This is a genomic window from Turicimonas sp. TL08, from assembly GCF_054660695.1.
The window spans coordinates 1-13,324 of record NZ_BAAGDP010000007.1 but is presented as its reverse complement, the minus strand read 5'-3'; the positions used below and the strand labels follow the sequence as shown (position 1 = coordinate 13,324).

The window sequence follows — 13,324 nt, the reverse complement described above, 5'->3', positions numbered from 1 at the left end:
AGTTAATTAGTGAAAAGAGGTACAAAATTCCCAGGTGCGTTTCGGCAGATAGCCGAGGCTTCCCGGGAACGGTCCTAATGGATAGCCGCAATGGCCGCCATCTTGCGTATATTCTAAAGTGACTTGCTTGGAAACTTCGCTTTCCATTGGTAAAGATTTTTTTCCGACGATAGGATCATTGAGAGCATTCATCGCCAAGACAGGTACACGAATACCTTTAAGCACACGGCTTGAGGAACATTTTGTCCAGTAATCATCGGCATTTTTATAACCGAACATCGGTGCCGTAACGAAGTCATCAAAATCATGAAGATTCTTTATTGACTTAATTTTCTCCGGGTCCAAAGTTCCCGGGAAAGCCAATGCTTTCTTCAGGGCTTTGTCTTTCATGGTATTGATGAAATTCATGTCGTAGACTCGGCTGAATCCTTTGGAAATGACTTTGCTGCTTTCCATCAAATCCATCGGACAACAAACGGCAACTGCTGCATCGACATATTTTGTCGCTTCCTCCCCGAGTGTCCCAAGCCAAAACAGCAGATTGTTTGCCCCTAATGAAACTCCCATCGAATAGATTTTTGATAAGGGGAACATGGAGCGGACTTTTTTAAATATCCAAGAAAGTTCCGGGACATCAGCTGCACAGTAAGCTCTTAGCTTTTTGTTATCGATTCCGCCACACCCTCTGTAATGAATTACGAGGCCACGGATTCTATTTACTGCACAAAAAGCCATCAATGCCTCTGCATAATGACTTTTAGAAGAGCCCTCCAATCCGTGGAAGTGAACCATAACCGGACTGTTAGGACTGAGTTTATCGGTTTCGCTCCAATCAACCGCTATTACGTCGTCGTCTGGGGTCGTCCATATTTCTCGGCGATATTGGACTTTAGGTCTAGGGAAGAACTCGGCAGGCACAATTGTCTGTAGATTTCCACCGGGTAACCATGCCGGAGAAACGTAACCTGAGTCACTAACTGGCATTTTTTGAACTATTTTACTTAAGAAAAACGTGAAATTTTACCGCCACAGAGCCTTGTTCCTTCACCTTTGTTTGCAAAAACAGGTACAACCTCAAGAGCAGAGGCTAAAAATAGATCTCTTGTACTTCCTCCTCGACCTAATTAAGGATGATTTTCCAGCCTGGCGAGCGCCATGGACGCTGTATACTTTGCCGAATGTCTTTCTAACAACTCATGAATAGACTTTTGTCCTTTCGAAAAACATTACATCTTCTTAATCCTTTGTTTTGATTGACTTATTTTAAAAATAAACAATTTTCAATCCATTTCCCTATCAAAATTAACATTTTTCAATCCTTTTTTTGGGTCAAAAAATACATTTTTCAACCCTAATCACCCCGCCAAAAATTACACTTTTCAATCCAAAAAAAGAAAGTGCCGAAAGTTAACAAACGATCGGCACGCTTTTCAAATAAAGATTATTAAATGTCGGAAGGAAACACATAGTCCCAAGTTTCTTTGACTAAAGCAATCTCTTGAGCAAACTCTTCTCTCTCAACTCGTACAGGAATTGAATCGGGAGCATTTAATCTAAACTCGTGTTGGAACTTCCTATATCTCCGATAGGCATCGCCAATTTCCAAACCTCTACCTTCCGGGAGAAGTCCGGCTTCTTCCATCATGCTGAGAAGTTTGATATTCCCGAAGTTATTCATCAGTTCCGGATGTTCACTTGCATGGGCTAAAACAAGGTACTGAACCATGAATTCAATATCTACCATCCCGCCTTGATCATGTTTAACGTCAAATAAAGAAGTCGTATTCGGATGTCCGTCCCGCATACGCTGACGCATCTTCAACACTTCTTCGGCGGTTTCTTTCGGATCCCTTGGCTTAGCCAAAATTTCTTTTCTAAACTGTTCGAACTCTCGGCCGATATCCACATCACCGGCAGAAAAACGTCCGCGCGTTAAAGCTTGATGCTCCCAAAGCCAAGCACCGGTACCGTCCTCGTTTCGCTCATATTTTTTATAAGCATCCAAGGAGGAAACCAACATTCCTGATTCTCCGTTAGGCCGCAAGCGCATATCGATATCAAACAGCACTCCGGAACTAGTAGTAACCGTCAACCAATTCATCAGACGGCGCGCAAAGCGGATATAAATTTTTTCTGCGTCCGGATGATCATCGTCATATAGGAAAATCAAATCCAAATCGCTGGCATAGCCGAGTTCCTTACCGCCTAATTTTCCGTAAGCCACAATTCCGAATTTCGGAATTTCTCGGAAAATTCCCGGGACCGTTTTCCAAGCTTCTTCGATGGCAATTTCTAAGGTTGAATCTGCAAGTGCCGAAAGATGATCTGCCAATCTTTCGACAGAGAAACGTCCCTCTAAATCTGCAATAAGCAGTCTGAACAGACGGGCATGATGGCACTCGCGCAGAAGGTTCATGCGGGTCTCCTGATCATTCTCGTCAACTTGAGCTAGTCGGTCTCTCGTGCGGTCCATATAACCTGTTGTATCCACCGGCGTGTAGTCATCAACATAGGTGATGCGTTCGTCCAAAAGCTCATCTAACAAAATAGGATGCCGAATCAGATAGTCAGTCGCCCATTTACTGGCCCCAAGCACTTTGCCAACCTTCAACATGGCTTGCGGGTACTGAGAGAGCAAAGAAACATAGGTTGAGCGGCCGGCGATAGCACCGAACAAATTAAAAAACCGCTCAATCAGCTCCTCTTTAGAAATCTTGTTTTTATTCGGAGCAATAAAATTATCAATATTGCTGATGACCTTCTTAGCGAGCTTTATTAAACGTTCCTTTGCACTCGGGTTAATCATCCGGAAGGTGCGTAGCCTTGTCAGCCCGAGCAAGGCAGAAGCGACCTCATCCGGTTTAACGAAACCTTTCATTTGCAGCAGTTCAACCAATGCAGGGCGCGAAGCCTCATCGCCTCTTTCCCATCCTATAGGCCAAGGATCGGCAGTTTCATCTGACTTTGTCTGGAAGATAGCATCAAAAGACTCGGCCACAAAGTTGTTTGCCTCTTTGAGTTGTTCTTCTAAAACTTCCGGAGCAAAACCCATCATTGCCGCTATTTTGGCTTTTTGTTCGGGATTGTCCGGTAGCAGCTGCGTCTGCTGGTCATCCACATATTGGATTGCATGTTCTAGGTTACGCAGAAAAACATAAGCCTGTTTCAACCGCTCTACTTTGGAAGGCTCCATCAGCCCCTCTGTTGCAATAACGTCTAAAGCTTTGAGGGTTGAACGTTCTCTGATCTTAGGATTTCTTCCGCCACGAATTACTTGGAAAGTCTGGACAATAAACTCGATTTCTCGAATACCGCCTCGGCCTAACTTAACATTCGTACCGTTCTTTAAACCGGTAAGCGCTTTCTGCTTGGTTGCTGCTCTGATTTTGGCGTGGAGATCCGTTAAAGCGCTAATCGCACCGAAATCTAAATATTTTCTGTACACGAAAGGACGCACAATGTCCTTGAGAGTCTTCGCTTGGGTCTCAAATTGTTCTTGAGACGTAAAAACCGGAGCGCTGACAATACGGCCTTTCGACCAAGCAAAACGCTCCCAGTCTCGTCCTTGCGTCATAAGATATTCTTCCAACATTTCGGAAGAACCGACAATCGGGCCGGAATCTCCGTTAGGACGAAGCCTCATATCCACTCTGAATACAAAACCATCGTAAGTGATATCGGAAATCGCCGGAATAATTTTCTTCGATAAACGCTCGTAAAACTCTCGGTTAGTTAAAATCTTTCTCTGCTTTGGAAAACGCTCAGTCGGCTTGCATTCACCGTCTTCATCGTAAAAAAAGATAAGGTCAATATCGCTGGAAACATTTAACTCTCGCCCTCCGAGTTTACCCATTCCCACAACCAGTAAATCTTGCGGCACACCAAGAGAAGAGTGAGGAACTCCGAAGCGTTCGGCAAGTTCAACGGCATGAACAGATACTGTCTTTTGAATAACAGCCTCAGCCAAATCCGACATGACCTGCACGACTTCGGCAAATTCAATACTTCCCGTGATGTCTCTTAGAATCAGGCCCATCATGATTCTTCTGCGAAGCTTTCTCATCACAGTGCCCAAGCTTTCTGCATCTTGAGCTTTATCAAGTTCTTCTCGAATTCTGTCTGCCGTCCATCTATCTTCCTGCAGCTGCTGCAGGAATCGGTTCCTTTCTTCTCCCTCCTCTCTAAACATAGCATTGAGAGAATTTCTAAAGTAGGACGAGTATTCCCCAACATTACTTGCGGGGATATTCTTGGCGGGAACTGCGGGCTCCCAAAGAGCAGGTTGTGGCATTCTGGTATTCGCTAAATGAGACAAACTAACTTCTAATGGTACATTTTTTACTTAGAATTTGTTTAATTTCCAGAACGTTCCACAGGCAAGGAGCCCGAGCAAATCATGGGCAAAAATGAAAATTCAGATCCGGCATCACAGGATCTAACAAATTTAGAAAGAAAAGGATTTTTCAGAACCCTTTTGTCTTTCTTCGGTTGGACGATAGTAATTCTTTACTTCTTAGCCCTTGGAGCACTTCTTGCTTTTCGGCTTTATGCCATCCCTTATTTGGAAAAATCCAAACCTTTAATTGAAGAAAAAGTCACCGAACTTATAGGAATGCCTTTTTCTATCGGCAGCCTCAAAGGCGGCTGGGATTTCATTACACCAATTATCACTCTAGAGAATATCCAGCTGGGAGAAGTCTCTCCTCTCAAAATTAAGCAGGCTGTTTTAGTCCCTTCTTATCTTTCAATTGCCAAGCTGAGTCCGATTTTTAGAACGATTTCCATTACCGAACCGGAAATCTCAATTGAAAGGACCGGTAATCTGCAATTTAATATCCTGGGCAAAACCATCGAATTAGACGGAATTAAATCCTCCGGGGATTCCTCCTCTTTTGACTTAGATGAGCTAGATCCTCTTTTCCAGCAAGGAGCTATTTCCATCAACTCCGGAAACATCAATTACACGGATAAGACAAAAGAGCAAAGCCTGAAGATAGAGGACATCACCTTTGTCATGGATAATTCGCTCCTGACTAAAAAGGCGGCTCTCAAATTCATTCCTCCCAAAGAGATTGCCTCTCCGGTAACACTTCAAGCGGAATTTGAGCTTCCTTCTCTGGTAAGCCCAGGCGTTGCAGACTGGAATGAACAGCTTTTCCTTTCTGTTTCTGAAGTCAACTTCGGAGAATTAGCTAAGTGGGCCCCCGACTTCAATATTTCCTACAAAGGAATAGGCAGCGGAGACCTTTGGCTCGCCTTAGACAAATGGAAGCCTTCTTCAGCTACCTTCATCGGTGCACTCTCCGACGTTAATCTCGTCTTTGACAAGAAACTTCCTCCTTTAACTTTGAACTTCTTCAAAGGCAAGCTCTCCGGAGAAATAAAAGACCATTACTACAAGGTTTCAACAGACCGTGTGGAATTCGAAATGGCTTCGGGACTAAAGGCTCCGTCGTTCACAGCTTCTCTAGCTCTAACAACTAATGCAGAGAATACAATCACCGGCGGACAGATTACAGCCGACAGATTGGACATCCAAGGCTTTGCTGCAGCGTTTCCATCTTTGCCGATCCCGGAGGAATTTAAGAAATTTATTATCGACAGAAAGCTCGCCGGGAAATTGAAAAACGTAGTTGTCGATTGGAGCGGCGATTCTGCTATGCCCTCCAAGTACAAAGCAAACGTTAACTTTGAGAATTTATCCAGTTTGAGCTACGTTGCCCCGAAAGATAAGGAGTCCCTTTGGATTCCGGGCATTAAAAATCTTTCCGGTTCGATCCAAGCCGAAAACGGCACAGGCCAACTGACTCTGAACAGCACCAATACGGATATTGCGCTGCCCGGGCTGTTTGCCGTCGCTAGCTTCCACTTTGATGAACTGGCCGCTAACGGCAGTTGGGACATCAATGACAAAATCAAATTCAAGATTGACAAGCTTGTTCTAGAAAATAAGGACTTAGCTTTCCAAGGGAACGGAGATTACGACTCGACAAAAGGCGAGTACGGTTTTCTTAATGCTAACGGTACGTTAAGCCGAGGAACGGTTGCCTCGGTTTGGCGTTATGTTCCTCTTATTGCCGGAAAAGAAACGGTTGAATGGCTGCGTTATGGTCTTCTCGGCGGAAGTATTACCAATGCCGTGTTAGAGTTCACGGGACCTCTCCATGAATTTCCATACAAAGATTCCACACTTCATAAATTCGCTGTCACCGGAAACTTCAAAGACGGCGTCATTGACTTTTACCCTATTAAATTTGATAAGCCCTCAGCCAAGAATGTGCCCGGAGCCATTTGGCCGACCGTTACAGGCGTAGGAGGAACGATATTCTTCCACGGCGACGGCTTGAGAGCGGATGTTACCGAAGGAACCTATCAAAAGGTTAAGTTAAATAAAGCCATCGTAGAGATTCCATCTTACGAAGCCGAAACCGTTCTTTTAACCGTTGATGCATCAGCAAACGGTCCTCTGCCCTCTTATCTTAACTATGTAAATACCTCACCGATCAAAGGGTACACGGCAGATATATTCGGAAAAGCCAAAGCAACGGGCGACGGTGCTTTAACACTTGAACTTACCGTTCCTCTCAGCGGCCCCGGAGACGTTCTTGTCAACGGCTCATTCGGAGTCAACGGAGCGGCCATTAACTTTAATCAATACCAGATTCCCGATCTAACGGATGTGTCAGGCAAAGTTTTCTTCTCAGAAAAAGGAGCCAATGCTCAAGACCTCATTGCAAAGACGTGGGGAGAAACGGTTACCGTCGGTCTGAACACTAATGACAAAGGTGCCTTTGAAGTAAATGCTTCCGGCATCATTCCGGCGCAAGCATTAAAGCAAGTTATTCCTGTTGAGTCCTTAGCTGCGCTCTCAACAAAATATCTGAGCGGACTTGCTCCTTTTGCGCTGAAAGGAGAAATTACATCCAATAAGGTCAACATCCATGTTGACAGCTCTCTGGACGGTTTAGCCGTAAAACTGCCCGCGCCGTTCAACAAACCGGCCAATAAAAAAGAGCCGCTTGCTTTTGACCTAACTACTTCAAAGGACACCTCTAACATTGCCCTAACCCTAGGGACGCTTCTAGACACAAAGATTCTTTTGAAGAATGATGCTTTAGCAGCCGCCGTCATCTCAAACAGCAAAGCTCCGGCTCTGCCTAAAGAAGGTCTCACGATTGACTTTAGTGCGCCTGAGGTTTCCGTTGCGCAATGGTCCGAAGTTCTTTCTTCTTTATCCAAGCAAGATAAGAAAGACGAAAAGAAGGGAGGACAGGCTAATGTTGTCACCATTCCGACTCTTAACTCTATTCGCTTAAATGTCGGCAAACTTCTTATCGACAACTTTAATCAGGAGAGTTTCCATTTGGTCGGCAATCAAACTGCTACCGGATGGCAAGCTCATCTTGAATCGAAGGAACTGTCCGGCGATTTAGATTGGCATAAAGCCCGTAACGGCAAAGAAGCTGAACTTCAAGCTTATCTCTCTAAGCTTTACATTCCTGCTTCTGCCGGCAACTTCGCAGAAGAAACCAAACCGGTTGAAGTGGCCGGAGGCTGGCCTGCCATTAACGCCGTCATCCAACAGTTTGCATACGGAAACAAAAACCTAGGAAAAGTTGAACTAAAAGCCAGAAACACTATCTCCCGTCAAGGACATTTGTGGCAAATTCAAAAGCTCAACGTCATCAATAACGATGCCACCTTGTACTCATCCGGAAGCTGGCTTAAAGGATTTGACGGTCAGAACACCACAACGCTGCTGTTAGATACCAAGATCAGCAATTTAGGACGACTTTTGGAGCGCTTGGGAGCAGGCAGAGTAATTCGCCGCGGAAACGGTTCGATCAAAGGCGAGCTTTCTTGGGAAGGCTCCCCAATCGGCTACAACGCGAACACCTTCGACGGCAAACTTAATATCGATTTAAAGAGAGGAGAAATCCTGAAGATCGAACCAGGGGCCGCTAAATTACTTACCCTGCTGTCGCTGCAATCCTTAACTCGCTATTTAAGACTGGATTTTAGAGATTTCTACTCTAAAGGCTTTAACTTCGACTCGATTATTGGTTCCACCAATATGAATAACGGCCTGATGCGTCTGAACGACTTAACCATGGTTGGAAGCGGTGCGACGGTTGTAATGAAAGGCGACATTAATGTCCGCAATGAAACAGAAAATCTGCATATTCTGGTTTTGCCGGACATCAATGCAACCGGAGCTTCCATTGCCTTAGCAATTGCAAATCCAATTGCCGGCATCGGCAGTTTCCTGGCTCAGTTGATTTTCAAAGATCCTTTGAGTAAGCTTTTCTCTTTTGAGTATTCTGTGACCGGCACGTGGTCTGATCCGGTTGTTAAGAAATTGGAAAAACACGATCCATTCTAGTTGAGAGATTTTCTGAAGATGCTGAAAATTGCCACCTGCCAAATGACTTCCGGAATTGACTTAAGCAAGAATCTGGAAGAGGCTGAAAGTTTTATTCGAAAAGCAGCCATGGAAGGCTGCAACTTAGTCTGTCTGCCGGAAACTTTTGCGTTGATGCCCAGAGGACGGCAAGACGTATTAGTTTTTGCAGAGAACTACGGCGAGGGACCTATCCAAGCCCGTATTTCCTCTTTAGCTAAGAATCTTGGAATCTGGATTATTGCCGGGTCAATTGCTTTGTTCTCCGACAAAAAAGATCACGTCACCAACACTTGTCTGGTTTATGACCCGTATGGCGCCGTCGCTTGCCGCTACGACAAGATTCACTTATTTGCCTACCACACGGAAGAAGAACGATACGATGAAGGCTCTCTTTACACACCGGGCCATGAAGCCAAAAGCTTTATTCTTCCTTTAGACAACGGAACCGACATCAAAATCGGTCTGGCTATTTGCTATGACTTGCGTTTCCCAGGCCTTTTCCGCCATTTAGGCAGTCCCGATCTCATCGTCATTCCTTCGGCCTTCACGGAAACTACGGGCCGAGCACACTGGGAGACTTTAGTCAGAGCCCGCGCCATCGAAAACCTCTGCTATGTCTGTGCACCGGCACAAGCCGGATCAAATCCGGACGGAAGAAGTTTCTGGGGTCACTCAATGGCAGTCGACTGCTGGGGTAAAATTTTAGGAGAGATGGGGCAAGACGATAACGGTGTTTTTATCACCGAGCTTGATCCGAGATTTATCGCACAAGTAAGAAACAACTTACCTGCATTAAATAACCGCGTCTTTTATGACTAACAAGAATACTGAAACTGCAATTTCTGTTTTACTTACTCCTCATGGAGTCACTATTGAAGATTTAGAGTCCGCTTTTGCCGAACTCTCAGGAAAACATATTGATTTCGCCGACTTCTATTTTCAACGAACCGTTTCCGAAGGTTATGTTTTAGAAGAAGGCATTATTAAAAACGGTTCATTTAATACAGACATGGGTGTCGGCGTTCGTGCCGTCAGCGGAGAAAAAAGCGCGCTCGCCTATTCCGATGAAATTTCTAAAGATGCATTAGTCGAAGCCGTCAGAACCGTTCGTGCTATCGGCAACTTTTCTGATGATAAGACCGTTGTTAAATTAGAAAGAAGGAGAATCCCTGACGCACTTTATCAACCGGTTAATCCGATCGAGCTTAAAGAAACCAAAGACAAGATTGAAATCATTAAAAAGCTCGACAAGCTTGCAAGAAAGCTGAGTCCTCACATCATTCAAGTGATTTGCAGTATTTCATCCGTTTATGAAGTGATTTTGATTGCGAAACGAGACGGAGCGCTTGCCGGCGACATTCGTCCGCTTGTCAGAGCTAATCTGAGCGTTGTCGTCCAGAAAGACGGCAAGACTGAGAGAGGCACTGCCGGAGGAGGCGGACGCTTCTCGCTTGATTACTTCACAGACGAAAAACTTTCCTCCTATGCAGAAGAAGCCGTTTCTTCCGCTCTTCGAAACCTGGAAGCCATTCCTGTTCCCGCAGGCGTATTTCCCGTCGTTCTCGGCCCCGGTTGGCCGGGAGTCCTCCTCCACGAGGCCGTAGGCCACGGATTAGAGGGAGACTTCAACCGCAAAGGCACCAGTGTTTTTGCCGACAAGATTGGTCAAAGAGTTGCTGCCGAGGGCGTTACTATTGTCGACAACGGAACCGTCAAAGACAGAAGAGGTTCTTTAACAATTGACGATGAAGGCAATCCCACCCAATGCACCGTCTTGATTGAAGACGGCATTCTGAAAGGCTATATGCAAGACGAGCTCAATGCCTCTTTGATGGGTCAGCAAACGACAGGCAACTGCCGCCGTGAGAGCTTTGCAACTCTTCCTATTCCCCGCATGACCAACACCTACATGCTCAGCGGAGATAAAGAGCCTGAAGAAATTATTTCTTCCGTGGATTACGGCATTTATGCCAAGAATTTCGGCGGAGGCCAAGTTGATATCACCAGCGGAAAGTTTGCTTTTTCGATGAGTGAAGCGTGGCTGATTGAAAAAGGCAAAATCACACAGCCGGTGAAAGGTGCCACATTAATCGGCAACGGCCACGAGGCTCTTTTAAAGATCAAGCTTATCGGAAACGACTCTTGTCTTGACGGGGGTGTAGGCATATGCGGCAAAGACGGCCAAAGCGTCCCGGTCGGCGTCGGCATGCCAACCCTTCGAATCGACGGCCTCACGATCGGAGGCACGAGCTAACTTCGAACCAAGCCGCTTAATGCGGCTTGTCTTCTTCTATTGCTGTAAAAAATCTAATCTTCGATTGCCCGGCGCTTGGAAAAGTCAAACCTTGACAAGGCAATCAAGAAGAATGCTCCTCTAAAGCACAACTCAGTGGCCATAGCGACCCAAACGCCAACCAAACCAAACTCAGAGGCCAAGAAGTAGGCCAAGGGAATACGAATAAACCACATACTGCCTAAGTTTGCCAAACTTGGAAGCAATGTATAACCCGCACTGACAAAAATACTGCAGCAAACAATAGCGGCCGCGAACATCGGTTCGGCGAAAGCCTCTATTCGTAGAACAGTTGTTCCCAGATTGATAATCGATTCATCAGGTGTCATAAAACCGATCATCCACGGCGCGGTTATGTACATCAGGACACCCATCGCCGACATCATTACCATCACCATGAGAACATTGATTTTGGCGAATCTTCTTGCTATTGCCGGTCGTTTTGCACCGATGCTTTGGCCAACAATAGTTGAAGCAGCATCTGCGACACCAAAACCAGGCATATAGCACAGACTTTCAGCGGTGATAGCGAAAGAGTGAGCCGCTAAGGCAATAGGACCTAACGGCGCCACAATCATGGTAGTGACAATCTGGGCACCGCTCATGGCTATTCTTTCGAGGGCGATTGGAGAACCGATTCTGAATGTTCTCCTCATGCAAAAGATTTCAGGAATAAAAGAGCCTTTCCTCCCAATCAAAGAGAGTTTTTCGGACTTGACAAGCAAGAACCACAACATCAAGCCAGCACTTACCAATTCTGCCAAGATAGTTCCCAGCGCTGCTCCGGCAACTCCCAGATTTGCTCCGGGCACAGTTAGTTTGAAACCAAGAATGTTGTAATCCGATGTGGGGAAAATAAGAAGCAAGTTGAAGAAGGCGTCCAAAAAGCACATTCCGATATTAATAATGCTCGGAAGTTTGACATTGCCGGTACTGCGCAACATGCTGGAGGCCATAAAGCCCAAAAGAGCGGCAGGTGTTCCAAGACAAAAAATCAGAAAATATACTCTCGCATCTTCGTAAAGCTCCTGGGGTCCTCCAAGCCAATTAGGCAAATATGGAGATACCATTAAACCAATAAGAGCAATAAGGATACTGACGAGAAAACCGACGAACAGACCTTGTCTCAGAACAGAGCGCGCCTCTTCATCTTGTTTTGCTCCGATACGCTGAGCAACCTGAACGGAAAAGCCTACTGTGACCGATGTAATTAAGCCCCATATTAGCCACAGAGAAGAAGAAACCAGGCCGATAGATGCGGCAGGATTTGCACCCAGATGACCAACCATTGCGGCATCAATGTATTGGACCATCACGAAAGAAATCTGCGCAAAAATAGCAGGTAAACTTAACCGCCAAACCAGATCAATCTGGTTCCAAATCGTTAATTCCGCACCATCTCTTATTAAAGAAAACAGATACTCGGTCTTTTTGCTTTTAGCGCCCATAAAGGCATTGTAGGAACTTTAATTTTTTATTAAAAGCCTTGTCTTGTTAAAGCACATTTCATCATGCCCAGTTTACCTTCTCTGTGCATTCTGACTCCAGCTTCTAGACAGGGGAGAGGAAAATCAAAGCGGTCTCGCTATCTCCACTACAACGTCTATTTCAAACCGTTTTTGAGAAGTTGAAAAAACTTGATCATCGCGAGAATCACAAGCTTTTCTTTTCCCCTTCGCTCTCATAAAGTTGAGTCTTGCAGGAAAACGGTGGTGCCTTAGGCACTTCCAACCCACGTTTGTACTGCACCATTAGCATCTCAAATACCTTCCCGGGCGGGGCATACAGTGGTATCTCCCCGCTTCGCCTGCGTAATATTTCCTTCGCAGCACACGTATCAGCGTGGCCCTCATAGCCGCATTGACGGCACTTCACACGATCTGTCGAGACTCTGTTTTCTTTGGATGGGTAAAAACAAGCTGGACAAACTCGAGAGCTGTGACACGCATTTACCTGAGTAAGCCTGATGCCAAACTGTTTGCATTTCTGCTCAAGACACTTCCGGATATATCCTCGGGCCCAGCTTGAAAGCCTTCGGTTCCAGTTTTTACTTCTTGTCTTCCCCATATGAGCAGAGAGCTTTTCTATGACGAGCTCTTTGACTTTTACGCCATCTAACCCGTCGCCTTTGCCTTGCACAATGGAATTTATCGCTTTATTGATTTCTTGCTTGATTGAGTCTTGCGCTCTTCGATATTTTGCATTGTGTTTTTTGCGGCCAAGGTTATGTTTAAATATATTTTGTGCTTTTCTCCTATCTTTCTCTTTAGCCGAGCTTTCTAACTCTCGGGCTTTGGCCCAAAGTTTATTTCTCTTCTGGCCTTTATCTTTGCAATAGTCTGAAAACCGGGTAAGTTTCTCTCCGAACTTTTGACCGACAAACGCTCCGTTGCTTAAAGCTGCGACTTCCGTATAACCGGTATCGAAGCCTACAATCTCTCCTTCAGTCCTTTCCGGTTTGCATAAAGCCTCACGGCAGACTCTCAGTTCGTAGACGTCAAGTTTTTTAATGAGCTGAATGGTTCCTCTAAGTGCTCCTTTGCCTAGGATGCGCAATGCAACGGGCGCCCGCTTCTTAGCCCCTTCTGCATATGACGTCAGCCTTAACTCATTCTGGTCTTTAGAAT

At 45.5% G+C, this 13,324-nt stretch carries 7 protein-coding genes; 3 read left to right on the top strand and 4 right to left on the bottom strand.

All coding sequences use genetic code 11. The features are described from left to right. Positions 1–6: 6 nt before the first annotated feature. Positions 7–984 carry a YheT family hydrolase gene (locus ACYQ4O_RS04865; RefSeq protein ID WP_460174921.1) on the bottom strand — a complete coding sequence of 326 codons (978 nt, stop codon included), beginning with the start codon at positions 982–984 and terminating at the stop codon, positions 7–9. Positions 985–1,444: 460 nt separating this feature from the next. Beyond that, positions 1,445–4,291 carry a bifunctional [glutamate--ammonia ligase]-adenylyl-L-tyrosine phosphorylase/[glutamate--ammonia-ligase] adenylyltransferase gene (glnE, locus tag ACYQ4O_RS04860; RefSeq protein ID WP_460174920.1) on the bottom strand — a complete coding sequence of 949 codons (2,847 nt, stop codon included), beginning with the start codon at positions 4,289–4,291 and terminating at the stop codon, positions 1,445–1,447. A gap of 105 nt (positions 4,292–4,396) precedes the next feature. Between glnE and ACYQ4O_RS04855 the strand changes: the two genes are divergently transcribed. The 3 genes from ACYQ4O_RS04855 to tldD are packed head-to-tail and all read left to right on the top strand — an operon-like array spanning position 4,397 to position 10,658. After that, positions 4,397–8,383 carry a YhdP family protein gene (locus ACYQ4O_RS04855; protein ID WP_460174919.1) on the top strand — a complete coding sequence of 1,329 codons (3,987 nt, stop codon included), beginning with the start codon at positions 4,397–4,399 and terminating at the stop codon, positions 8,381–8,383. Between the two features lie 18 nt (positions 8,384–8,401). Then, entirely contained in the window at positions 8,402–9,223 is an 822-nt protein-coding gene (locus tag ACYQ4O_RS04850; RefSeq protein WP_308514073.1) for a carbon-nitrogen hydrolase family protein, read from the top strand. Beyond that, positions 9,216–10,658: a metalloprotease TldD gene (tldD, locus tag ACYQ4O_RS04845; RefSeq protein WP_460174918.1), complete on the top strand. Its 1,443-nt coding sequence runs from the start codon at positions 9,216–9,218 to the stop codon at positions 10,656–10,658. Before ACYQ4O_RS04850 ends, tldD begins: the two co-directional genes overlap by 8 nt. A 53-nt stretch (positions 10,659–10,711) precedes the next feature. On the opposite strand, the gene ACYQ4O_RS04840 is transcribed toward tldD, so the two are convergent. Together ACYQ4O_RS04840 and ACYQ4O_RS04835 are read right to left on the bottom strand one after the other, a co-directional pair. Further along, the gene (locus ACYQ4O_RS04840; protein ID WP_308514075.1) at positions 10,712–12,145 is read right to left on the bottom strand and encodes an MATE family efflux transporter; all 1,434 of its coding nucleotides are present in this window, start codon (positions 12,143–12,145) and stop codon (positions 10,712–10,714) included. Positions 12,146–12,350: 205 nt separating this feature from the next. Then, a partial coding sequence (locus tag ACYQ4O_RS04835; RefSeq protein ID WP_460174917.1) for a zinc ribbon domain-containing protein occupies positions 12,351–13,324 on the bottom strand: 974 nt, incomplete at its 5' end.